The sequence below is a fragment of the Phycisphaeraceae bacterium genome, assembly GCA_020851465.1.
Lineage (GTDB): Bacteria > Planctomycetota > Phycisphaerae > Phycisphaerales > Phycisphaeraceae > JADZCR01.
Window position 1 is genome coordinate 180,433 of record JADZCR010000017.1, and the last position, 23,104, is coordinate 203,536.

The following is a 23,104-nucleotide window of genomic DNA, read 5'->3' on the forward strand; positions in this document are numbered from 1 at the left end:
CCCTTTCGGGATGTTTGATCTACGGACGACCTTACGTCCGCGGGTCAAACTTTGTTTCCTTTTTCAATTCCTCGAACAACTCGCGCTCACGATCCGTGAGCGTCTTGGGTACGACGATCTTCACCTGGGCGAACAGGTCTCCCGGCTCTGCGCTGCCGCGACCGGGCAGACCTTTGCCCTTGATTCGCAGTTTTTGTCCGCTCTGTGAGCCGGGCGGAATCGTGACTGTCAATTCGCCGTCGAGCGTTCGTACCGGCACCTTCGCGCCCAGCGCAGCCTCCCACGGCGCGACGTGCACGGGAATGGTGAGATTTCGGCCATCCACCCGAAACCGCGGATCCTCCGCCAGCCGGACGTGCAGAAGCAGATCACCTGCCGGTGCGCCGCCGATACCCGGCGAGCCTTGCCCAGCGACACGGATCGTCTGGCCGTCGAGCGTGCCGGGCGGAACCTTGATCGTGAGGGTCCGGGTCTTGCCGTCCGGCGTGCGCAGCGTGAGTTGACGCGAGGTGCCTCGGTAGGCTTCTTCAAGCGTGATCATGATGTCAGCTTCGACGTTCTGGCCCTGTCGAGCGGCAGAGCGTCCCGCGCCGCGGCTACCCAGCATTTCCTCAAAATCGAATCCGCCGCGGCTTCCGCCCCCGCGTGATCCGCCGAAAAACGACTCGAAAAAGTCGCTGAAGTCCCCGCCTTCAAAATGAAACTGCTGACCGCTGCCGTTACCCGTTCCTGGGTGGCCGCGGCGAAACCGCTGTTCCCATCCCGGCGGGGGGGTGAACTCCTGACCGGCTTTCCAATTTTCGCCCAGCTCGTTGTAGCGTTTCCGTTTCTCCGGGTCGGAGAGCACTTCGTAGGCTTCGGTGACTTTCTTGAACTGGGCTTCAGCCCCTTTTTCCTTGTTGACGTCAGGGTGGTACTTCCGCGCCAGCTTGCGGTAGGCGCGCTGAATCTCATCCTGTGTCGCCGTCCGCGCCACGCCGAGAGTTTCGTAATAATCCTGGAACTTTACAGCCATGAGTTTTTCCGGTGTCAGGGTATGCAGTGCAACAGGCGCACCGCGAATTCGGGGCATTTTAGGGGGGTTACCGGCTGGAGAATGGACAGAATTGCGGATGGGACCGTCCGAAAGTGCCGCAATGGCAGGCGGTGGAAGGCATGGTGTAACCGGCAATTACCGCCGGTCGGGGCATTGATCGAGCCTCATCGCCTCATCATTGCACATGCACGTCTCTGTCATTGACTAGATCAAAATCGAGGGCGAGTTTTATGTAGTACATCGCATGAACCCAGCCCAGAGGCCAGCGGGCAGCACGGAAGGCATGCCAGAACGGATAGCTCACCCGATTGAGCCATTCCTTGTCACCTGTGAGGTAATAGGCGTAGGCTGCGGGGTTGTAGTCGGTCACGCGGTGGAAGCCATGAACCCCCATCTTTTCCCATACCAGCCGCCATTCAAGCTGGCTGAGCATGAAGGCTTTAAGCTCCTCGCGCTTGCTCGGATCACGTTCACGCTGCCAGAGCCAGAACATTCCCTCCCACGCCGCGTAGTCGCCGTAGCTGCATACCTTCACGGGGCTTGAGGAGGGCTTTTCATCGAGCATCTGTCCGAGCTTCGCAGTGTTGCGCATCAAGTACTCGCGCACGATTTTCCAGCACGCCTTGAGATATCGCTCATCGCGCAGGAAGTCATAGCACCACGTCAGGTCGATCATCGGCTGGCCGGCTTCACGCTGGTCAGCGGAGATGATCGCAAAGCCTTCAGCGTCATTGATCCAGTGCAGGAGATGTTCGCAGGCGCGTTTGGCACCTTCGAGGTACTCGCGGTCACCAGTCAGCGCATAGGCGAACAGATATTCCGTGAACCATTCATGTGACGGGTAGGCGGTACCGTCGTTGTGATTGACGGTGTGTGCGACCTGTCCGCCGTTCTGTAACGGGTCGGTGCTAAAAGCGCAGTGATCGACCTCCAGCATGTGTCGCGTGCCGTTGAGGGCATACTCCGCACAGCCGAAGTTACCGGTGCGGAGGTAGTTCTGGAAATAGACGAGGTTGTGCATCTCCTCGTTGTTACCCAGGCCGTTATCGCCGTAGTGCCAGAATCCGCTGGGGGGCCACTGGGCGACCTGATCGACCGCGCCAAGCTCGCCGTAGGAAATGCCGATCCAGGCATCGAGAACTTTGCGTTCAAACGCAAAATGCTTGCGCGGCTCGTAGGCAGGCAGGAGGTCGATGGCGAACACGCTGCACTTGCGCACATGTTCGATGTCGGGGATGATCTTGATCGGCTCGCCACCCGCGGAGCCTGTGTAGAAACCGCCGTACTCCCAGGAGAGGTATCGCGTCTGGATCGCTTCATCGCTGTCATCAGCCGACAGCGGAGCCAGATGCACGACATGCGAGCGGCCAGCTCCCTGCGTGATCGCGAGGTTCCCCGCCCATTCAGGCCACAGAGCCACACGGAGAGTGGAGCCTTTTGACGAGAGGCTCTTGGGGTGAAGATTGGTCAGGCCTTTTAGCGAAATGAGTACGCCGTGACGAGAGTCCAGCAGCGCGAGGTAAGGCCAGACGCACCGGCTGCCGCCCGCCTGAAGACGGAACTTGATGTCGCGCAGCCACCAAGGCTTGTTCTCCGGCGGGTCGTGCAGCACCGCAGCATCACGGACGAAGGAGTCCGCGGCGTTTCGCTCGACGTGTTTCGTCGCATAGTTGTCGATATCGCCGGTGTCTGACGCGACGATCTCCGGGTCTTCATCAACGCGCATCGATTCGGTCAGGTAATGTCGTGTCCGCGAGTTGGCGGTGAAACATCGCTTGGCCTTCTCGTCGATGGCGGTATGAAAAGTCATGTCGAAATGCGAGATGGCGAGGCCCGGTGTCGGCAATTCACGATTGCGGAAGGCATGCGTGATCTTCACATCACTGCGGCCGGCCCGAACCTCGATCCGCAGAAAATAGTCCAGACATGTCTTTTCACCCTCGCCGGAAACCAACCCGTGTTTGCCGTCAAAACGCACCACGACGCGCAGCGGATTATTTTCTTCCAGTGTGACTTTTCGCGGACCAGCTTTGAGCGAATAACGGCTGCCGTTCCAGCGAAAGGTCACGTCGAATCCATCAGGAGCTACCAGCGGCAGCTTGCCGGCCGTCCAGCCTGTGAGCAGCTCATTCTGTCTCGCGCTGAGGGCCAGCTCGACGAGGCCGTTACCCACACGGACGCTTTCGCCGTCGAGTGACGCCTTGACGGGGTTGGCGTGCCGAGGTTTGGATGATTTGCCCTGTGCGATCGTCAGGCCGACGCCAGCCGAGGGATTCAGATCGACCGCCGTATCGAGCAGCGACCACTGCACGCTGCCGTCCGGCCAGGTGTTCAGGCACTTGAACGCAGCAGGCACCTCCGTGCCCGCTTCATTGCGACACACAAGCTCGCTCACATCCCTGATTGTGCCTTCAGGCCAGGGGATTCCGTAAGTGATCGGCTGATTTGGAAAGGTACGGTGCGAGCGGTTGTGAATGTGGATCGTCTGCCGTGCGGAAGTCATAGGAGAAAGTCCAGGATAAAGGGTGGAATTGTACGACCGACAGCCGTTGTTGGCTCTCGATTGGGCACGCACACGAATCACCGCGAAAAATCAGCCCTGCTAACCGCGGTACGTGCAGACCGTCTTGCCCGTTTCCCACACGCTGACCGAGTCGAGTTCGACGCTGAGCTTTCTGAGAGCAGGTGTGAGTAGGTTATGGATGACCATGGCGATGTTCTCAACCGAGGGGTTGAGGTCCGCGAATTCGGGGACGTCGATATTGAGGTGCTTGTGGTCGAGTTTCTGCACGACCACTTCATTCACCAGCGCATCGAGTTCTTCCACTGCCAGTGCGTGACCCTGAGCGTTGATCGGGGAGCGGACAGCGACTTCGAGTTGATAGTTGTGGCCGTGCCCGGAAGGGTTGTTGCACTTGCCGAAGACATGTCGGTTTTCGTCAGCCGAAAGAGCATCGACATGCAGCCGATGCGCCGCGGAGAACTCAAACCTTTGCCGAACGATCGCATGATTCATGTCGCGTCTCCGGATCCCCAGTGAATAAAACGGCGTGAGTCGCAGAGAAATCTCCTCGACACTCTCGGACAGTGCCGGCTGGAGCAGACCCAAAGAACGACGAAGCAGGTCCGCCACCGCCACGTTCGCGCCGCCGTCCGTGTCAATCAGCGCCTGCTGCATCAGCGGCAGCACGAGTCGTCGGACGGCATCGTCGATGTGCGTGATGTTGATGAAATAGCCGGTTACGTGGTCAGCCTCGCCGGCGCATCGGACATCCAGTTCGTAGTACCGCCCCAGACCTCGCATCGGAGGCCAGCCCGCGAAACCGTTATTTTTCGGCGCGACCGGTCGGCCCGCCGAACATTCCGGGTTGTTAAGGCAGAAGCGTACCGTGCGGCTCAGTTCCAGCATGGGCGGAATTATAGAGGGCAAGATCGAAATTATTGGTCGAATTGACTTGCATCCGTCTTTGCTGAATTGCAGAGTTTCGTATTGACCGGCGGCAACGAAGCACCGCGCGCCGACCCGGCATTACGCGCGGTTCGTCGGGGATTTTGTATTTGTAAAGGATTGTTATGAAGAGCTGGGTTCGTTATTGCGTGGCTGTGTACATGGGTCTGCTCATGGCGGGTTCGCTCTTTACTTCGCGTCAGGCGGCAGCAGGGCCGACTTCACTGGTCCCGCTGGGACATGGGCAGGCAAAGCAATCGGTTTGCGAGGATGTCCCTCAGGTCGCACAGCCTGCGAAAGCTCCGCACCAGGATTAACCGCGCAACGAGGCACGGGATGCGTTACGCTTGATCGCATGAGTGAACGCTTCACCTCCTCACCGCCCCGGCGTACCGGTACCTGGGTCGTGGTCTGTCTCGTCCTGCTGGGAGTTATCTCCGCAGGCACCGCGTTTGTGTATTGGAAAGGCGTGGCACGACGGACCTGGCCGCAGACGCAGCCAAAGCCCGACGAAGGAGCCGGCGCGGTTGAGTGGGATCGCGCCGCTGCGGAAAACGAACTGTCGCAAATCGCGCCGCGGTTGCTGGCAGTGGAAAGCAAGCAGGCGGAACCCGGCCCCCTCATCAGTGATGCGCGTCGTCTGGTCGAGCGTTACCCGCGCTACGCCGCCGGTCGTGTGTTTCTGGCGCAGGTGCTGCTTTTCACCGGCGATGCCGAGGGCGGCTACACGCAACTGACCGAAAGCCTCAAGATCAACGCTCAACAGGCTGAGGTGCAGGATCTGGCGGGCAGCATCGCCCGACAACTCAAGCGCGATGACGAAGCCCTGCAACACTTCAGCATGGCTGCGAATCTAGCTCCGACCGTCGCACGTCACCGGGTGAGCATGGCCCTCATCTACCTTGACCGAAAGCAATACGACCTGGCGATGAGCACGCTGCTCGAAGCCCTTCGCATCGACTCAGCCGCCCACGAAGCCTACGCCGCGATGGCAGACCTCTATGCGCGGCAGAATAAACTCGACCAAGCCATCAACCAGTACACCAAAGCCATCGCCAACACCCCGATTCAACAGCGGAAAAAGATGGTGGTTTACATCATCAACAAGGCAATGCTCCAACGCCGCGCCAATCGTCCGGAGGATTCACTCCAGACGCTCGATGCGCTCAAACCACAGGAACGTAATGATCCAGCCGTGATCGAAGGACTGGCGACCAGTTGGGCGCAGCTCGCCCGCTTCGATCGCGCTGCCCAGGTGTATGAGGAAGCGCTGGCACTGGATCCTTCACTCTGGCGTTATGAAGTCGAAGCCGCCCGCTATCGCATCAAGGAAGGGAGCTTCGCCAAAGCCGAAGCTCACATCCAGATGCTCGAAGCCTTCAAATCACAACTGCCGCAGATCGCCGAACTCAAAGCGCAGCTCAAAGCAGCGCGCGAGCAAACGCAAGGTAAGTAATCGCCGATTTCATCAGGTCCGTAAACCCGTGATCTCATCGCGCTGATGTGTTGCGGTCTCTCGGATCAGTCGTTGGTCAGTTTACGAATGATGTTCGTGGTGCTGCGACCGGCGACGAGGTTGACCAGCACCACTTTCCCGCCATGACGTTCGACCAGATCGCCGCCGACGACCTCGCTTCGCTTGTAGTCGGCCCCCTTGACCAGCACATCGGGCTTCAACGCGCCGATGATTTTGATCGGCGTGTCCTCGCTGAAAAGAACGATGTAGTCAACGCTCGCCAGCTCGCTGAGCACCATGGCGCGATCAGTCTCATGATTGACCGGACGGCCTTGACCCTTGATCCTTCGGATGGATGCATCGCTGTTGAGGCCGACGATCAGCAGGTCGCCCTGTCGCCTTGCTTCACGCAGATATGAGATGTGGCCGGCATGGAGAATGTCGAAGCAGCCGTTGGTAAAGACGATTCGGCGTCCCTGTTTGCGGTAGGCGTTGATCTCCGGCAGCAGAACGTCGAGCGTGCGCAGCTTGCCGGATTCCTCATGCTGCTGCCGCAGCAGGCTGATGATCACCTCGTCCAGCTCGATGGGAACGACGCCGAACTTTTCGACTTCGAGCCCCGCAGCTGTGTTGGCGAGCTTCACCGCAGTGTGCCAGTCCGCGCCGTTGACCCGTGCAGCACCGAGCATCGCCAGCACCATGTCACCTGCGCCGGTCACGTCATAAACCTGTCGCGCAACGGTTGGCACCATGAGGGGCGGGCAGCCGCGCTCCAGCAGCAACGCGCCCTGTTTGTCGAGCGTGAGTACGACGCTTTCGAGCCGCAGCGCGTCGAGCAGTTTTCGCGCGGTGCGTTCCAGCGTTCTGCGATCCTCCGTGAGTGACCCGCCGGTGGCCAGCGCCGCTTCAGTGCGATTCGGAGTGATGCAGGTCGCGCCGGCATATTTGGAGTAGTCCGAAATCGCCGCCGGATCGACAAAAACCGGCACTCTGAGCTTTCGCGCCATGTCGATGAGTGAACGGCAGACCTCGCTGGACAACGTGCCCTTGTTGTAGTCCTCCAGATAAAGCGCATCGGCTCCGCGGAGTGCCGCTTTAGCGCGGGTGAGGAGTTGCTTCGCCGCAGCGGGTGCGATGACGGATCGTTCCTCGGTATCGACGCGGAACATTTTCTGCGGGTGACGATGCTGCGCCAGGCCGACGTAATTCTGCTTCACCGTGGTCGGCCGGTCGCGGACGCCGAGGATCGCCGCGACATTGCAACCTGCAGCACGAAGCCCTTCGCGCAACTGGGCACCCGCGGGGTCGATGCCGATGACGCCGACACAGGCGACCTCGCAGCGCAGAGCGCGGAGATCGAGGCAGACGTTGGCTGCACCTCCGGGCTTGTGCTCCTGCCGGATCACCGAGAGCACCGGCACCGGCGCATCGGGGCTGAGGCGGTCAGCGTTGCCGTATATGTAGTGATCGAGCATGAAATCGCCGGCAACGACGATCTTCCGTGGTTTCCAGTGGTCAAGAAAACGAATGAGACCCTCGGATCCGGCAACGGTGGGGACGGTCGTGCTGCGGCGGGTTGGGCGGTGTTTGGCGGGCGGCATGGGAATGAGAATAGACGCGGCACAGCGGGCCGCAAGCGCGGGTCAGGCGGAGATCAGCAGACGGTCAAGAAGTTTATCCAACCGGTCACTGCCGTCGAGGAAGTCAAGCTGGAGCATAGGCCGGTAAATGGGTACAGCCGGCAGACCACCCGCCAGCCGAGGCTGCCACTTCACCCAGTCCTTGTCGGTGACGACCACCGCATCAGGGCGCAGGGTGCGGAGTTGATTCGTGAGCATGTCCGTGAGGTTCGGGTAGGTGTGATGGTCAGGATACGTGAATAGCTGGAGCACTTTTCGCGTGTGCTGACGGAGTGACCGCTCGAAGGCCGCATCATTCCCGATTCCGCAAAAGCCGATGACGGACGCCCGCGCCAGATGGTCGGGAGCGTGTTCACCGCCACCCTGATCGCGGAATCCCGTCCAGCGATGAGCGCAATGGACAATCGGCCGGCTGCCGGTGAGGTTTTCAATCCGGGCGTCGAGTGCTTCAAGCGGCTGTGCGATCTGATCCGCACGGGTGACGATGACCGCCGTCGCCCGTTTTAGGTTTCGGTCGGGTTCGCGCAGCAGGCCGCGGGGAAGAAGCCGATCAAAGCCGAATGGCCGGGTCGCATCAATGAGAACCAGGTCCAGATCGCGGCGAACCCTGCGATGCTGAAATGCGTCATCGAGGATGAACGCCTGCACATTCGAGTTGCGTTTTAATGCGGCCTGCGCACCCGCGACCCGGTCGGGGTTTGCCTCAACCGTCACTGCACCATCAAAGGCGTCTCGGTAGAGCTGGGCCTCGTCGCTCAAGCCGTCCGTCATGGCATAGCCGCGCAGCAGAATCGCCGGTGTGACACCCAACCGGTGCAGCCTCCGGACGATTTCGATGACCATCGGCGTTTTACCCGTGCCGCCGGTCGTGATGTTGCCGACGCTGATGGTCGGGCGTCCCAGGGCCGCTGGAGTGCGCCACCCGCGGTCGAACATCGCATTACGCAGCCCGACCCCGCAGCGATAGAACGGCTCGGCGACCGCACAACCGGCGCGAACAAAGCTCGCGCCGATTGAACGATCTTCACCGGAGAGAATGGCGTTGAGTCGTTGAGGATTCACGCTTGAAAGGGGGCGGAGGCGTCTGTTGGGACGACAACGGGGTAAATTGAACGCTGATCAAAGAACGTCTTGAGCTTCCGCATCGGCAGGCCGACGACCGTCGTCGGATCACCCTGCACATGGATTGTCCAGCCGGCTTCCAGCCGGTCGAAAAGGTTGTATCCGCCCGCTTTACCGCGCCATTGTTGGGTGTCGAGGTAGAGTTCAATCTCGCGGGGAGTGATGTTTTCCATCACAACCACGGCCATATCGGCAAACACATGCGGGTGAACGTCGTTTCGACTCACCAGCGCGATACCGGTTATCACGCGATGCGGCTGACCTATGAATGAGCCGATCATCGCGGCTGCATCCTCACGCGACGACGGCTGGCCAAGCAGGCGGCCGTCAGCGCTGACGCACACCGTATCCGCTGCGAGGATCAGGCCGTCCGGGTAGTCGAGGAACGCCCCCGCATCCTGAAGGCTCCGGGCTTTCCGCTCAGCCAGTTCCATGGTCATCGCTTCAGGGTGGCCCGCGGATTCCGGTTGGGGCGGGTCGGCATAGGGCGGGTCCGCCTGCACAAACTCGTACCCAGCCTGACGCAGCAGACACGCCCTTCGCTCCGAACGACTTGCAAGGATGATCGTGGGTTGTCGAGCCGGCATGAATGGATTGTAAACGGCTCGGCGGCGGGATGGTTGAACCTTTGCAAACCGATCTTTCAATCGGCGAATCCCTCTCATCCGCATTATCAGTGCTGATATTCAAGCTGGATCGAACAAACTCCCGATAACGCAGGACGGATCGACTGATTCGGCGGGTATTCACTTCGTCTGAGACTTGCGCAGGGACGCGGGCACTCGACGAGCTCAGCCCGGTCAGAATGCGATCCTTGTTCCTGTCTCTTTCACGGACGAGAGGGCAGTCGTGCGGACCATCGCGATCATCAATCAAAAAGGCGGTTGCGGCAAGACAACCGTTTCCATCAACCTCGCGGCAGTCATGGCATCCATGGGGCGCAAGACCCTGCTGGTGGACATGGACCCGCAATCCCACTGCGCTCTGGGGCTGGCGGTGCCCGAAGCGCAATTGGAACGCTCCATCGGCGACATGCTGCGAGCAGGCCTCGATGGAACACTCGCTTTCGGCGATACCGTCTGGCAGATCTCGCGCAGCCTCGACCTTTCCCCCAGCACGATGTCGCTGGCGGGCATCGAGGCTGAGCTGAGCACCGCACCCGACAAGGACCGCCGCCTGGCGCAGTTGCTCAGCACCGTCGCTGACCAGTACGAGTTCTGCATCATTGACTGCCCGCCGTCGATCGGCCTGCTGACATTCAACGCGCTCCGCGCTGCGGACGAGGTGATTATCCCCGTCGAAACCGGCTATTTTTCGATGCAGGGTTCGGTTCGTCAGAAAGCAACGATCGAGATGCTCGCCCACCGAGCCGGGCACAGAGTCCGCTTCCAGGTGCTGGCGACGATGTACGACGTGCGCACGAAGCTGGCGCGCGAGATTCTTTCTGAGCTGCGCCGCCATTTCGGGGACAAGCTCCTGCCGGTCGTCATCAACTTCAATTCCAAGCTCAAAGAGGCTGCGAGCTTTGGCCAGCCGATCACGGAATATGATCCAGCCAGCCGGGGTATGGCGGACTTTGAAAAGCTCGCCAACTGGCTGCTGGCGAATCCGCCGCAACCGGCAACGCAGGCAGAGGGTGCCGACACAACCGATCAACCCGCCGCCGCGACCAATCCTGCGCTGTCCCGTGCTGCCGAGCTGGTCGAGCGAGCCCGCGCTCTGGCGTCGCGTACCGCAGCACTGGCGGCCAAGATTTCCCATGATCCTGACGTGATCGCCGAAAACGAAATCGAAACGCTCGTCGCCCCGCCGGAAACTCCCGCCGATTTCAAGCCCGTCACCGTTTCGGGTGAGATTCCGCTTCCGACGGTGGAGGACAAACTCGCCCGGATTTACGGCGTGCGTGCGACATCGCAGGGGCTTCTCTTTGTGCAGCCGCTGCCGCAGGCCAAAGAGGTTACCGTGGCAGGTGACTTCAACGGCTGGTCGCCTGTCGCGACACCGCTGAAGCGTGATGAACGACTCGGCGTCTGGCAGGCGTGCATTCCGTTGCCGCCGGGACGCTATCGTTACCGCATAGTCGTCGATGGTGCATGGATGCGGGATGCTTTTAATAATTACGTCGAGGCCAACCCTTTCGGCGAGTTGAATAATGTGGTCGAGATCGCCGCGGAAATCGCGGTGGGTTGAGCGTGTCGCGCCGTGAGAAATTTCTTCCGGCAAGAATGGTTGCGTAGTGGCGGCAGTCCCAGCCGCTTTTGAGCAGTGATGACCAACGGCGGAGCCGATGGGACAGCGGCCTCTCCGGGTGTGGGTCCAGGGAATATGGAAGACGCACGGACAAAAGCAGCGCTCGATGCGTTGGCGGACCTCTTTTTGACCGGAACCGCGCCCGCAGCTCCGCTGGCGTCTTCCAAACAAGTCAGCACCGGCACCTCCGACCCGGTCACTCGCGGCGAGGCGTCGATCAGCGGACCGCGACCGATCAGGCTTTCTCCCAAGCTCCGTGCCGTCCAGCATCAAAACGCCATCCACGTCGATCCGATCCCGTCTGCGAACGAGGCTCCCATCCGCGACAGCGAGCTGCCGACCGCCGCATCGCGCGTCGGGCCGCAACTGCGGCTGCATCGCACGGAAGTGAGCACCGCTGCCGCTTCGCCTGTTTCCACCCCTGCACCCAGCGACAGTCAACCGCCTCTCGATGAGTCCCAGCCGATCGCGCTTCATGTCGAGGTTGCGTTCCTGGGTAATCTCCCCGGTTTCGGCGGGCCTTGGCTCACCCAGTACGCGCGCCACCTGGCGCAGCGGCACGGGCCGGTGGGTGTTCTCCATGTGGACGATGAACGGATCGATCTCGATCTGGTCACTGCCGGTCGCCCGCCGCTGCCGCAGGACATCACCGATCCCGTCGCCAATGCGGAACACGCGCTCGAAGCCTGGACGGATCAGGTGTCGCGGTCGTCGCTGCCTGCCTTGATTGATGCGATGATCCACCGCGCTCCTGTTGCCGTCGCAACCTGGCTCATCCACCTGCCAACCCATCTGACCGAGATGACGCAGACGCTGGCCCAGCAGGTGAAGCGTTGGACGTTGGTCTGCGGTGCCGATGAAATCGCCGTGGCCGCGGGTCAGCGGTTGTTCCGTTCCCTGCTGGAAAACGATCCCGCTCGTGATCAGCGTCGGCTGGCGTCGATGATCGTCGGCGCGGACGAAGCTCGGAGTTTTCAGGCTGCCGACCGGCTGCGAGCTTATGCGTCGGCGGCAGGTCTGGGCATGATCGAACTGGTCGGCTGGCAGAAACAGATGGTTCCCGTGGAGCTGACCTCGCTGGCGAGTTTCGCCGACCCGCAAGGCGCGTGGGCGAGGCTCTGGCCGACCTTCAAGGATCATGCCGGCATCGACGAAACTCTGCCTCCTGCTGAATCGCTCACCGAAACAGAACCATCGGATCAAAAGCCACAGCCGAAGCTTGCGGATCACGCCGAGTCTCCGGATCAATCCGCTGCGGTCAAACGAGAACAGCCCGCCCGTGACGCCGCTGAACCGGCCAAAGCTCAAGTGAGCCGCCGTCTTGCGGATGAGCTGTTGGAGGAAGAAGACGACGAATCGGACGATCAGCAGGAAGATCGCGCAGCCGAACCTGTCGCGCCGAAGCTGCCGCGCCGCAAGGTTCAGCCGACTGAGCAGGTCAAACCCAGCCGTGCGCCGCGCGCCGCTGAGGAGCCGTCCGCACCGGCTGCGGCTGAGCCTGAGCTGGCGTCCTTTGTCTCCGGCCTCGTCGCGTTGCAGGCTCGATCGCCTCGCCATGCCGCGACGCAACTGGCGCTCGATGAAGATGGCGTGATTCATCTGCTGCTCCGACATGAAAGTCCCAGACGTCCGTCTTTGACTGACGCGGCTGACTCGTTGCGCGCTGCTGTGCTTGAACTCATCGAAACACGTGCATGGGTCAAGGAACATCATGTCCTCCTTGCGATGACGCAGCGACAAATGCGATTCGACGACCGGACTGAGCCGGTGCTGCATCTCTTTACCGACGACGCGAAACTCGCGACCGCACTGGTGACACGTCTGGGACAGTACGTGCGGTTTCATCTGCTCAAGCGTGTGGCTCTCGGCGAGTCCTCCACGTGGTTCAGTACGGAAATGAACTAGCAACAACACAACCAGCGGACGCGACGGACTTGAAATGCGCGATCGCGTTCAGGTGAAAAGCCCGCTGTTATCAGGCGGCGGCGTGAAGGTCATCCCCAGATGTTCCGCGCCGCGTTTGGTGAATTGGCGGCCTTTGCGCGTCCGCGCGAGAAAGCCGATCTGGAGCAGATAAGGCTCCACCACATCTTCGAGCGTGCCGGCATCCTCGCCGAGTGTCGCGGCGACGGCTTCGAGGCCGACCGGACCGCCCTGATACACCTCCCCGATCACCCGCAGGTATTTGCGGTCAAGCTCGTCGAGGCCGATCTCATCCACGCCTTCGAGTTTCAAGGCGTCATCAACGATGGAAGGCGTCAGCTTCCCCTCGGCGCGGATCTGGGCGAAGTCGCGCACACGGCGCAGCAAACGGTTGGCGATGCGCGGCGTGCCGCGCGATCGTCGTGCGATGGTCTTAAGCGCGTCCTCCGTTCCTGTTGCCGGACGGGCATGATCCATCATGTTCATCAGCGTTGCGCTGCGCCGCAGAATCCTGAGCAGATCATCTTCGGAATAAAAATCCAGATTGTGCGCGATGCCGAATCGTGACCGCATCGGCCCGGAGAGCAGGCCGGCTCGTGTGGTCGCGCCGATAAGCGAGAACGGTTTGAGCGGCAGGGTGATGACCTTGGCGTGCATTCCCGAATCGACCGTCACGTCGATCTTGAAATCTTCCATCGCCGGGTAGATGTATTCCTCGATCACCGGGCTGATGCGGTGAATTTCATCGATGAACAGCACGTCACCCTGCTGGAGTTTCGTCAGGGTGCCGACCAGATCGGTCGGTTTGGTCAGTGCCGGCCCCGACGTGACGATGACATGCGTCGCCATCTCGTTGGCGATGATGTGGGCGAGCGTGGTTTTGCCCAGTCCCGGCGGGCCGTGAAGCAGCACGTGCTCCATCGGTTCGCGGCGGGCTTTGACCGCTTCGAGGGTGATCCGCAGCTTTTCGATGAGCCGGGGCTGGCCGACGTAATCGTCCAGCCGCGTCGGACGGAGCGACTGATTGAATCGCTCCTCCGCCGGATCGCTCGATGCTCCGGAAATGATGCGGTGCTTGCTCATGCGTAAAAGCAGACCATGTGCGGTTCAGTTTGATCGAAAACTCATCGCGTGACCATGAACTCGTCAGACCGCGGTCGGTTCCAGCTCCTGCTGCACCAGATCGCCGTAAGTCTCGCGGCGACGAATCAGCGTGGCGTGGCTGCCGTCCACCAGAACTTCCGGCGGGCGCGGTACCGCGTTGTAATTGCTCGCCATCACCATGCCGTAGGCACCGGCGGTGAAGATGCACAATAAGTCACCCCGCGCCACCGGCGGCAGCGGGCGATCCTTCGCCAGAAAGTCACCGCTTTCACAGATCGGCCCGACCACATCGCAAACCTCCAGCCCCTGCATGTTCATTTCCTTGGCGCGGCTGCGCGGCTCGTGCATCGGTGCCACATTCGTCGGCCAGATGAAGTGAAATGAGTCGTACAGCGTCGGTCGGACCAGGTGGTGCATGCCCGTATCGACGATGACGAACTTCTTCCGCCCGCCCATTTTGATGTATTGCACCCGTGCCAGGAGCACGCCCGCGTTGCCGGCGATGGTTCGACCCGGTTCGAGTATCACCTTGCCTCCATCGCGGTGAAAATCGCGCAGCAGGGGCACGATCTGTGATGCGTAATCAGCGGCCCCCGGAGCAGCGGACGACTCGTAGTCGGCGGCGAATCCGCCGCCGATGTCGATGGCGGTGATCTCGTGTCCCTGCGATCGAAGCTCGCGGATGAGTTCCAGAGCTTTGGTGATTGCCTGCACGTAAGGATCCGCCGAGTAGATGGGCGAGCCGATGTGAAGGTGGATCGCGTTGAGCCGCAGGTGCTTGTCTCTGCCGTATCGCTCGAAGAATCGCCGGGCACGCTCGATGTCCACGCCAAACTTGGTTTCCTTCTTGCCGGTCGTGGTCTTGGCGTGGGTACGGGCGTCGTACACGTCGGGGTTGACGCGCAGAGCTGCATTGGCGGTCGCACCCATCTGTCGCGCGATCGAGGCGATGTTTTCAAACTCAGCTTCGCTCTCGATGTTGAACCAGCCGATTTTCGCCTCGAGCGCCTCGCGGATTTCCGAGTCGGTCTTGCCCACGCCGGCATAAACGACTTTGCTCATAGGCGTGCCGGCCTGTCGGGCGCGGTACAGTTCGCCGCCGCTGACCACATCCATGCCCGCTCCGCGCGAGGCCAGCAGTTTGCAGAGGTGGATGTTGCCGCAGCTCTTGATTGAATAGCAGATGATCGGCTCAAGCTCGGCGAATGCCTTGGCGATCCGGTCGTAGTGCTCCTCCATCGTGCGGCGTGAATAGACGTACAGCGGCGTGCCGACCTGACCGGCGAGCTTGTCGAGGTTTACATCTTCGCAGTGCAGTTGACCATTTTTGTAAACAAACGCATCCATGAAGCGATCCTGAATCGGGGTGAAAGTTCGGGCAGCCAACTTCGCGGATCGGCTGTTCCCGCCGGCCTGCGAAGGGCCGGCCATCATACCGGGCGGCACCCGCGTCGGCGGTACCGCTTGTTAACTGACTATTTTACAAACTCGATTCATAAAGTCAAGTGTTGGTTAACTTATTTTCTCTGACGGTCTGCGGGCGGCTATCATGCAGGTATCGGGGAATTGCACCATGTCCAATGCCGCCGTCGAAGTCGAAACCGCTCCACCCGCTCCCGCTGAGCCTAAAGCCAAGCCCGGCAAACCCAAGCCGCGGCAGCAGCCGCCCTATCACGTGGTACTCATCGATGATGACGACCACACCTACCAGTACGTGATCGAAATGCTGCGGAAGATTTTCGGTCACCCCTACGAGAGAGGCTATCAGCTCGCCAAAGAGGTGGACAAGAAGGGCAGGGCGATCGTGCTGACGACAACCAGGGAACACGCGGAGCTCAAGCGCGATCAGATCATCGGCTACGGTCGTGATATCCGGCTGTCACGCTGCAAGGGTTCGATGACAGCGGTCATTGAGCCGGCGGAGTGAAAACCGAGCGACCAACCTTTCATTGCCGCAGCGGGCCGGCTCTCGTGTCGTGTTTTACTCGTCAGACGCAGCACGCGGAGTCAAGGATTTTTCCAGGTGCAGACGTATCGACCTTGGCTGGGGTCCAGCTCAGGCTTGGCTGTCGCCACGTGGCCATCGAAATAAAGCACGTTCGTGCGTTCCACAGGGTGACGGAACGAGTAAAAGTAGGCCGGGAATCCGCCCGTGGGATAGGTCCAGTTCGCCGCCCAGTCAATGCCGGGATCGTACAACGGGTTTTGCAATCCCAGAGACCAAGTGGGGCAATCGACAAAGAAGGAGACTTCGGACGCGGTGTAAACCTGCGTTTTGGGCCAAAAGGTTGATCCCTTGAAAGTCTTTTCACCAAAGTAGGCAGGCCCGCCCTGCACGCCGCCATACTGATCCGAGAGCATCGCCCTGTTCATCGCGTAGCTCGTCGGAGACCACGGGTTGTCGTACATCTTGACCGGCGTCCCGGAACCGTCGCCGGAAGGGGGAGCCCCTTTTTCTCCCGGGCACTTCAAGACGACATAGCGTTCGCCGTTCATCGCGCCCGCATACGACTCGCTGCCACCCAGATATTGGTTACCCATGACTTGCCAGTAGTACTGCCCATACCAGGGGTAGTTACTGGGAATCCTCCCGTTGGAGTCGTTGGCGTATGCGGCGAAGGAGATGTAGATCTGCCTCTGATTGCTTTTACACACGGTCGCCTGGGCTGTCTCCCGCGCGCCCTGGAGTGCAGGCAGCAATAGCGCGATCAGGAGCGCGATCATGGAAATCACCACCAGCAGCTCAATGAGCGTAAATCCGCAGCAATACCGTCCCAGCCGGGACACCCTATCGACACATGATGGTCCCGCAAGGACTTTTTGGGTTGAAGGTTTACGGCTCAGCATGATGTATTCCTTCTGCTAATGATAGCAGTTTTGACCATGCAGCCCAATATCAACGATTATCGGCTGGGTATCTCCGAGCCTTACCGTTTCGTCAGGAAAAATAGCGGTTCAGTTGCCGTAGCGCTACTTTTCCGGCTCGCTGTCCGCGGGCACCTGTATTCGTAAATTGTCCACCTCCATCACCGTGTCATACGTGTGCAGCGCGATCACGCTTTGAGGGTCCATGTCGATGAAATCGCTCGCATCGGCTGGACCTTTGCCCGTGCGTTCCCATGCTTCGAGCACCACTCGGTCATCAATCCAGAAGCGAATGTGCGGCTTGACCACTTCGAGCATCACGTGATGCACCTGGCCGGCGACGATGGGGGACCACTCCGTTCGCGCGTAGGGAATGTATAGCCGGTACAGCACCGTGGCTTGATTGAAGTAGGTACCCGCCAACACGCCGTAACCATGATCGAACCGCCCGGTATCAGGATCGGCATTGAGCAGGATGCCGATGTCGCAGACATGATCAGCCGGTACGCCGGGCTTGGCGCGGAGCACCGCGTCGAACTCCAGACGAAAGGCAGGCCAGCGGCAGTCGGCGATCTTGATCGTTCGGTTGTCATCATCCTTGCCGTCGATCGCGCGCAGCTTGCCGTCGGCGACATCCCACTTGCCGTCGAACACCTTGAAGTCCGCGGGCATTTTCCCATCGTCAAAATTCCACGCCGCCGCATCGCGCCAGGTGAGGATCGCATGGTTGTGCTCGGAGCGGCTGGATTCGAGGTATTGCTTGAGTCGCGCGGTCCAGGCGGGGTCGGCGGGGGAGTCGCTCGATGCAGCAAAGGACGAAAGAAAAACCGTCAGCACACCCGCGACTCCGAGTGTCGCAGTCAGCATGCTTTTCATGGATGGTCGGATCATGTCCAGCTTCTCCGGGGATATCACAAAGATAGACGAAATCCCGCGTCACCGACGCTGCCGATCACGTCGGCAATGGCAGGATGGATGGATACACCAGCGAGATGTCGTTTTTTTCACAGCAACCCCGTTGTTAAGCTATTGGTCATTCGGTCCACATAGCGGACCTGTTCGCCAACCTTTTTGAAGGAAATCCGATGCGCAAACTTCTTCCGGTCCTTGGTCTGACGTTGCTGTCGAGCCCGATGGTTGTGTCCTCGCTCCACGCCGAGGAGCCGTCGCCGGCGATTCCCGCGGTCAAGCTTGATGAGTCGGCGGTGAAGTCGGCGGTCGATACCGCCCTCGAAGCGGCGGGAGAAAAAGCCGAAGCAGCGGTCGCCGACAAGAAGTCTCCGGTCGTCGAAAAAACAAACGATGCCGGCCCGGTACTCGAAGGCGCGACGATTCAATGGCGCTCGCTGATGCGGATGGGTCAGATCGATCTGGCGACGAACAACGTCAACTACACCCTGTCCATATCAGGAAATGTCAACCTGCCCGCTAATTCACAAGTCGTGGCGATGGGTAATCCGCTCGTGCTGCTCGAAGCCAACGATCAGAACGGCAAGTCGCTGCGGGAAAGCCGGGAGGACATCATTCAGGCGTTTGGTGATAACGTCACGCCGCGCATTATCAACTATCAATTCATTCAGATTTCTGGCGGAGCCGTGCAGTCGTCAACGGGCATTCAGCTTGACCGCATCAGCGCCACTCCGACGAAAATATCATCGCTCAAGGGTTACGTTCCTCTGGTGACCGTTGTCAAGACCGAAGCCAAAACACTCAAAGCTGAGGCAGGTGAGACGGCGGAGCTTTCCAAGGACATCACGCTGAAGGTCGAGCAGTTCCAGCAGGCACAGACCAGTGCGTCAGTCATCGTCAAACTCAGCAAACCGGCACTGGACCCTCAGCAGCCCTGGCAGTCTGCGATGTCCACGCCGCCGGTGATGACTAATCTCGAACTGGTTGACGAATCGGGTCAGGTGCTCGCCAAAGCGGAAAACCTCTTTCACAATCCGCACAGTTTTGAGCAGAACACCGTCACCGTCACGATGCAGGGTCAGTTCCAGGGCTTCACCGGCACGGTCAGCGGGGTCAGGGTCACGGTTGCGACCGAGCTTGCCCTCAAGCAGGTGCCTTTTGCGCTCAAGGATGTCCCGCTGCCGTAATGGTTGTGCGAGTGAAAACAACCTGATTGGATGAGTTCAGCGGAGTGCGGGTCCTGCTCTTTGCTCCCGCGCGCAGCCGCCCGTAAACTCCCTCTCCCGAAAGAGAGCGGGATATCGCATGGATTACATTCAGATCACGGAAAAACAGCGGGCGCAGATGCTCGCAGCCATCGGTGTCGCCAAGGTGGAAGACCTGTACGCGACGCTACCCGACGGCGCGAGGCTGCGCGGATTGCTCAATCTGCCCCCGGCTCGGAGTGAGCTTGAGCTTCAGCGGGAGTTGGCGCGTCTTGCCGGGTTGAATCGTCCCGCCGCCAGTGCCGCAGAGTCCTGTTTCATGGGTGGCGGAGCCTATGACCATTTCATTCCTGCCGTGGTGGATGACCTTGCGACCAAGGGTGAGTTTGTCACGCCTTATACGCCGTATCAGGCGGAAGCATCGCAAGGCTCGCTCCAGGCATTTTTCGAGTTTCAGACGCAGGTCTGCCGGCTCACCGGGCTGGATGTGGCGAATGCGTCGCTCTACGAAGGCGCGACCGCCGCTGCCGAAGCCGTGCTCATGGCGCTCAACGCAACCGGGCGGCGACGTGTGCTCGTGGCAGCGACGCTCCATCCGCATTACCGCGCGGTGATTCGCACGTACCTGACCGATCTGCCTGCGGAGTTGATTGAGATTCCCGCGACGGCCGACGGCACGATCGCCCTCGACTCAGTGCGCAAGCAACTGGAGCTGGGCCGTGGTGACACCGCCTGCGTCGTTGTGCAGTCGCCTAACGTGTTCGGCCTCATCGAAGACTGGAACAGCCTGTTCGCCGCAGCACACCAAAGTCAGACAGCTGATGGAGCTTCCGCCGGTACGCTCGGCGTGGCGCTCTTCAATCCGATCGCCTGCGGTCTGCTCAAGCGACCGGGCGACTGCGGCGCGGATATCGCCGCGGGTGAGGGGCAGCCGCTGGGCGTGCCGCTTCAGTTCGGCGGGCCGTGGCTGGGACTTTTCGCAGCCCGGCAAAGTCTGCTTCGCCGCATGCCCGGCAGGTTGGTGGGACAGACCGCCGATGCGCAGGGGCGGCGTGGTTTCTGCCTGACACTCCAGACCCGCGAGCAGCACATCCGCGGCGCGAAAGCCACGAGCAACGTCTGCACGAATCAAGGACTGCTGGCTGTCCGCGCCACGATTTATCTGAGCGCAATGGGGCCGCAGGGTCTGCGTCAGGCAGCTGAGCAATGCTTTCACAAGGCGCACCATGCTGCCGGCCTGCTGGCGGGACTGCCCGGCTACGCACTGGCGCATCGCGGCGCCTTCTTTCATGAGTTCGTGCTCAACTGTCCGGTACCCGCGCGGAAAATCATCGACGCCGGTCGGGACCGACATATTCTGCCCGGCATCGACTGTGCGAAGCTGGGTATCGGAAACGAAAAGCAACTGCTCGTGGCCGTCACGGAAAAACGCTCCCGGAGCGAGATTGACGCGCTGGTGAGCCTGCTGCGGGAGGTGGGGCGATGAGTCAGACCCTGCAAGGAAATGATGGCGTCGTGCCGCTGATCTTCGAGAAATCGACACCCGGTGCCCGCGCGACGGATTTGCCCGCACTGGATGTACCCGCCGCTCCGCTGCCGACTGAGCTTTGCGCCACAGCTGCGCCGCGACTTCCTGAAGTCGGCCAGCTCGATCTGGTGCGTCACTACACGCATCTGGGTGCGCGCAATTTTTCCGTCGATGCGAACTTCTATCCGCTCGGTTCGTGCACGATGAAATACAACCCCAAGATCAACGAAGCTGCGGCGGGCATGTCCGGCTTCGCAGGGTTGCACCCGCTCCAGGACGATGCGGATGTTCAGGGCGCGCTCCGGATGCTCTACGAGTTGCGGCACTGGCTCGCGGAAATCGCCGGCCTCGATGAGGTTTCGCTCCAGCCCTGCGCCGGTGCTCACGGTGAGTACGCGGCACTGAAAGTCATCCGTGCTTATTTCAATGATCCCAGGGGCGGCAACGCGCCTGATCGTCGTAACGTCCTCGCGCCCGACACTGCGCACGGCACGAATCCAGCCAGTTGCGCCATGTGCGGCACCAACGTCATTCGCGTTCCTTCCAAAGAAGGCATGGTCGATCTCGACGCATTGCGCTCGCTGGTCAACGATCAGACCGCGGCGATGATGATTACCAACCCCAACACGGCGGGTATCTTCGACGGCACGATCATTGAGATCGCAAAAATCCTCCACGATGCCGGTGCGTTGCTCTACCTCGACGGCGCGAACATGAACGCGATTGTCGGCGTCTCGCGCCCCGGCGATTTCGGCGTGGACGTGATGCACTACAACACGCACAAAACCTTCAGTACCCCGCATGGCTGCGGCGGGCCTGGCGCCGGCCCCATCGCGGTGCGGAAATTCCTCTCGCCCTATCTACCCGTCCCGCAGGTCGAGAAACGCAATCGCTCAGCAGGAAACGACGGACGAAGCGGCAGTCCAGTCGCGTCGGCGGGCACGGAATATTTCCTCGACTCAGATCGACCGCATACCATCGGCAAGGTGCGGTCGTTCTTTGGACAGTTCGGTATCCTGCTGCGCTGCTGGACCTACATTGCCGCTTGCGGACCCGACGGTCTGCGCAACGTCGGTCAGACGGCAGTGCTTAACGCCAACTACCTCGCTGCCCGCCTGCGTGATCGCTTTGAGATGCCCTATTTCAAGCCGGAGCAGAAAAAATTCGCAGCCCATGAGTTCGTCACGGTCCCGCGCAATCTGCTCTCCCGCGGCGTGACGCTCGTGGACATCGCCAAGCGTCTCATCGACTACGGCATCCATCCGCCGACGATGCACTGGCCGGTCCACGACTGCCTCATGGTTGAGCCGACGGAGACGGAAAGCCTGGCGACGCTCGATCGCTTCGTCGAGACGATGAATCAGATCGCCGATGAGATCGAGCGAGACCCGCAATCGTTGAAGGAAGCTCCGCGTCAGACGCCGGTGCGCCGACTCGATGAAGTGGCTGCGGCCCGGACGCCGGTGCTGACAGCAAGCTGATCTCTGAATCAAACGCGCTGCCGTGGTGCGACGGACTGCCTGTTGTTTTCCGTTCGAGCCTATCATATTGCCGTGAATCGTCATGCTTTCCCGTTTGCTGAGACGGTTTCGACGGATCGAACGGGTGTGAAGCCTGTCGTCCACGGATGATGATTTCGGAGGTTTGCTCGTGCGATGCATCGTGCTCTGGATTGTCGGCATACTGCTGAGTCTGGCTGCGGTCGGCAACGGCGCGATTGATGAGCCGTCCTTGCTGCGCGATTTGCAAAGTCCGGATTACGCGGTGCGTGAAGAGGCGTCGCATCGGATGCTGACCGACGAAGCATTCGACCAACCCACTTTTCTGAGGCTCTATGCCTCGGCTTCCTTGCCGGAGCAGCGCGAGCGCATACTCGACGCATCACGGCATCACTTTCTGCGTGTCGTTCAGGAAGACGCCACGAAGGTCGGCGGCGCATCGTCGATGGGGCTGACGCTGCTGCCCATGATCGCGCCGGGTGAAGTCGCCGGCGTCACGCAGCCGGCGGCACGTGTGGGCATCACTTATCCGGGCTTCCCCGCCTATGCGATGCTCAGGCCCGGCGACCTGATTCTGTCTCTCGACGGCAGAGAAGTCCCCGGCACGGACGCGGGCGGAATCAGCATGTTCATCGAAATGGTCAAGGCTCATCCGCTGGCGCGTTCCGCCAAGGTCGGGGTACTCCGCGACGGAAAGCGCATCGAAGTCACGATGCGGTTGGCCTCTCGTGTGGCACTTCAGTCGATTTACCAGATGGACGGCGAAACGCTTCGCCCTGAACTTGCCGCACGCTGGGCGGAGCAGGCTCGCGAGTTCACCAAACTGTCTCCAGAGGCTGCGGCACTTCAGGCGGACCTGCCATCGCTGCCCTCGCCTGATGCGCCGGTTGATTCAGAACTCGACGCCGCCGACGACCGACTGATGCAACTCCAGATGCAACTGCTGGAAATGGAGGAGGGCAATGAGCTGGTCGAGCCAAACCTGCGTGATGGGCGTGAAAACAGAGGTCGCCTCGCGCCAGAGCCGCCCCCGGTTCCTCAGGCAAAGCCCGATTTGATCCCATGAGTGGATTCGTCAGTCCGGCGCGGTCATAATGTGTGGTCCGCCTTGCACCTGAT

The 23,104-nt window shown here is 60.7% G+C and carries 19 protein-coding genes; 9 read left to right on the forward strand and 10 right to left on the reverse strand.

From position 1 onward, the window contains the following. Positions 1-31: 31 nt before the first annotated feature. The 3 genes from IT444_13525 to IT444_13535 all read right to left on the reverse strand — a co-directional run bounded on the left by IT444_13525 (position 32) and on the right by IT444_13535 (position 4,445). Positions 32-1,015, reverse strand: a complete 984-nt coding sequence (locus IT444_13525; GenBank protein MCC7193789.1) for a DnaJ domain-containing protein — start codon at positions 1,013-1,015, stop codon at positions 32-34. Between the two features lie 196 nt (positions 1,016-1,211). Next, positions 1,212-3,539, reverse strand: coding sequence for a hypothetical protein (locus tag IT444_13530; GenBank protein ID MCC7193790.1), 2,328 nt, complete (start codon positions 3,537-3,539; stop codon positions 1,212-1,214). Between the two features lie 99 nt (positions 3,540-3,638). After that, the gene (locus IT444_13535; GenBank protein MCC7193791.1) at positions 3,639-4,445 is read right to left on the reverse strand and encodes a 6-carboxytetrahydropterin synthase; all 807 of its coding nucleotides are present in this window, start codon (positions 4,443-4,445) and stop codon (positions 3,639-3,641) included. Positions 4,446-4,609: 164 nt separating this feature from the next. Between IT444_13535 and IT444_13540 the strand changes: the two genes are divergently transcribed. Continuing rightward, entirely contained in the window at positions 4,610-4,801 is a 192-nt protein-coding gene (locus IT444_13540) for a hypothetical protein (protein ID MCC7193792.1), read from the forward strand. A 38-nt stretch (positions 4,802-4,839) separates the two neighbouring features. Continuing rightward, positions 4,840-5,940, forward strand: coding sequence for a tetratricopeptide repeat protein (locus tag IT444_13545; GenBank protein ID MCC7193793.1), 1,101 nt, complete (start codon positions 4,840-4,842; stop codon positions 5,938-5,940). Positions 5,941-6,005: 65 nt separating this feature from the next. Here IT444_13545 and rfaE2 read toward each other — a convergent pair whose 3' ends face one another. The 3 genes from rfaE2 to IT444_13560 are packed head-to-tail and all read right to left on the reverse strand — an operon-like array spanning position 6,006 to position 9,289. Further along, complete coding sequence (gene rfaE2, locus IT444_13550; protein MCC7193794.1) at positions 6,006-7,541, reverse strand: D-glycero-beta-D-manno-heptose 1-phosphate adenylyltransferase; 1,536 nt, start codon at positions 7,539-7,541, stop codon at positions 6,006-6,008. Between the two features lie 42 nt (positions 7,542-7,583). After that, positions 7,584-8,642: a tetraacyldisaccharide 4'-kinase gene (gene lpxK, locus IT444_13555; GenBank protein MCC7193795.1), complete on the reverse strand. Its 1,059-nt coding sequence runs from the start codon at positions 8,640-8,642 to the stop codon at positions 7,584-7,586. Beyond that, positions 8,639-9,289, reverse strand: a complete 651-nt coding sequence (locus IT444_13560) for a Maf-like protein (protein ID MCC7193796.1) — start codon at positions 9,287-9,289, stop codon at positions 8,639-8,641. Before IT444_13560 ends, lpxK begins: the two co-directional genes overlap by 4 nt. A 262-nt stretch (positions 9,290-9,551) precedes the next feature. Between IT444_13560 and IT444_13565 the strand changes: the two genes are divergently transcribed. Further along, entirely contained in the window at positions 9,552-10,892 is a 1,341-nt protein-coding gene (locus IT444_13565) for an AAA family ATPase (protein MCC7193797.1), read from the forward strand. 78 nt (positions 10,893-10,970) lie between these two features. Then, positions 10,971-12,857: a hypothetical protein gene (locus tag IT444_13570; GenBank protein MCC7193798.1), complete on the forward strand. Its 1,887-nt coding sequence runs from the start codon at positions 10,971-10,973 to the stop codon at positions 12,855-12,857. Positions 12,858-12,905: 48 nt separating this feature from the next. Here the strand turns inward: IT444_13570 and ruvB are convergent, their stop codons facing one another. Beyond that, positions 12,906-13,958: a Holliday junction branch migration DNA helicase RuvB gene (gene ruvB / locus IT444_13575; GenBank protein ID MCC7193799.1), complete on the reverse strand. Its 1,053-nt coding sequence runs from the start codon at positions 13,956-13,958 to the stop codon at positions 12,906-12,908. A gap of 63 nt (positions 13,959-14,021) precedes the next feature. Continuing rightward, entirely contained in the window at positions 14,022-15,413 is a 1,392-nt protein-coding gene (gene lysA, locus IT444_13580) for a diaminopimelate decarboxylase (GenBank protein ID MCC7193800.1), read from the reverse strand. A 139-nt stretch (positions 15,414-15,552) separates the two neighbouring features. Here lysA and IT444_13585 point away from each other — a divergent pair, with 139 nt between their 5' ends. Beyond that, entirely contained in the window at positions 15,553-15,906 is a 354-nt protein-coding gene (locus IT444_13585; GenBank protein MCC7193801.1) for an ATP-dependent Clp protease adaptor ClpS, read from the forward strand. 80 nt (positions 15,907-15,986) lie between these two features. Here the strand turns inward: IT444_13585 and IT444_13590 are convergent, their stop codons facing one another. Together IT444_13590 and IT444_13595 are read right to left on the reverse strand one after the other, a co-directional pair. Continuing rightward, positions 15,987-16,826: a prepilin-type N-terminal cleavage/methylation domain-containing protein gene (locus tag IT444_13590; protein MCC7193802.1), complete on the reverse strand. Its 840-nt coding sequence runs from the start codon at positions 16,824-16,826 to the stop codon at positions 15,987-15,989. A 123-nt stretch (positions 16,827-16,949) separates the two neighbouring features. Continuing rightward, a complete protein-coding gene (locus IT444_13595; protein MCC7193803.1) occupies positions 16,950-17,735 on the reverse strand; it encodes a hypothetical protein in 786 nt (261 codons plus the stop codon). A 194-nt stretch (positions 17,736-17,929) separates the two neighbouring features. Here IT444_13595 and IT444_13600 point away from each other — a divergent pair, with 194 nt between their 5' ends. The 4 genes from IT444_13600 (at position 17,930) to IT444_13615 (ending at position 23,051) form a co-directional block, all read left to right on the forward strand. Beyond that, positions 17,930-18,940: a hypothetical protein gene (locus tag IT444_13600; protein ID MCC7193804.1), complete on the forward strand. Its 1,011-nt coding sequence runs from the start codon at positions 17,930-17,932 to the stop codon at positions 18,938-18,940. A 118-nt stretch (positions 18,941-19,058) separates the two neighbouring features. Then, positions 19,059-20,444 carry an aminomethyl-transferring glycine dehydrogenase subunit GcvPA gene (gene gcvPA / locus IT444_13605; GenBank protein MCC7193805.1) on the forward strand — a complete coding sequence of 462 codons (1,386 nt, stop codon included), beginning with the start codon at positions 19,059-19,061 and terminating at the stop codon, positions 20,442-20,444. After that, positions 20,441-21,967 (forward strand): aminomethyl-transferring glycine dehydrogenase subunit GcvPB, encoded by a 1,527-nt coding sequence (gene gcvPB, locus IT444_13610; GenBank protein ID MCC7193806.1) that lies wholly within the window; start codon positions 20,441-20,443, stop codon positions 21,965-21,967. The genes gcvPA and gcvPB overlap by 4 nt, the downstream gene beginning before the upstream one ends. Before the next feature lie 169 nt (positions 21,968-22,136). Beyond that, positions 22,137-23,051, forward strand: coding sequence for a PDZ domain-containing protein (locus tag IT444_13615; GenBank protein ID MCC7193807.1), 915 nt, complete (start codon positions 22,137-22,139; stop codon positions 23,049-23,051). The last annotated feature ends 53 nt before the right edge of the window (positions 23,052-23,104 follow it).

Bases quoted from the DNA above. Each gene is read 5' to 3' on its own strand.
- IT444_13525 (MCC7193789.1), bottom strand. From the start codon at position 1,015: ATGGCTGTAAAGTTCCAGGATTATTACGAAACTCTCGGCGTGGCGCGG.
- IT444_13530 (MCC7193790.1), bottom strand. From the start codon at position 3,539: ATGACTTCCGCACGGCAGACGATCCACATTCACAACCGCTCGCACCGT.
- IT444_13535 (MCC7193791.1), bottom strand. From the start codon at position 4,445: ATGCTGGAACTGAGCCGCACGGTACGCTTCTGCCTTAACAACCCGGAA.
- IT444_13540 (MCC7193792.1), top strand. From the start codon at position 4,610: ATGAAGAGCTGGGTTCGTTATTGCGTGGCTGTGTACATGGGTCTGCTC.
- IT444_13545 (MCC7193793.1), top strand. From the start codon at position 4,840: ATGAGTGAACGCTTCACCTCCTCACCGCCCCGGCGTACCGGTACCTGG.
- rfaE2 (MCC7193794.1), bottom strand. From the start codon at position 7,541: ATGCCGCCCGCCAAACACCGCCCAACCCGCCGCAGCACGACCGTCCCC.
- IT444_13560 (MCC7193796.1), bottom strand. From the start codon at position 9,289: ATGCCGGCTCGACAACCCACGATCATCCTTGCAAGTCGTTCGGAGCGA.
- IT444_13570 (MCC7193798.1), top strand. From the start codon at position 10,971: ATGACCAACGGCGGAGCCGATGGGACAGCGGCCTCTCCGGGTGTGGGT.
- ruvB (MCC7193799.1), bottom strand. From the start codon at position 13,958: ATGAGCAAGCACCGCATCATTTCCGGAGCATCGAGCGATCCGGCGGAG.
- lysA (MCC7193800.1), bottom strand. From the start codon at position 15,413: ATGATGGCCGGCCCTTCGCAGGCCGGCGGGAACAGCCGATCCGCGAAG.
- IT444_13585 (MCC7193801.1), top strand. From the start codon at position 15,553: ATGTCCAATGCCGCCGTCGAAGTCGAAACCGCTCCACCCGCTCCCGCT.
- IT444_13590 (MCC7193802.1), bottom strand. From the start codon at position 16,826: ATGCTGAGCCGTAAACCTTCAACCCAAAAAGTCCTTGCGGGACCATCA.
- IT444_13595 (MCC7193803.1), bottom strand. From the start codon at position 17,735: ATGATCCGACCATCCATGAAAAGCATGCTGACTGCGACACTCGGAGTC.
- IT444_13600 (MCC7193804.1), top strand. From the start codon at position 17,930: ATGCGCAAACTTCTTCCGGTCCTTGGTCTGACGTTGCTGTCGAGCCCG.
- gcvPA (MCC7193805.1), top strand. From the start codon at position 19,059: ATGGATTACATTCAGATCACGGAAAAACAGCGGGCGCAGATGCTCGCA.
- gcvPB (MCC7193806.1), top strand. From the start codon at position 20,441: ATGAGTCAGACCCTGCAAGGAAATGATGGCGTCGTGCCGCTGATCTTC.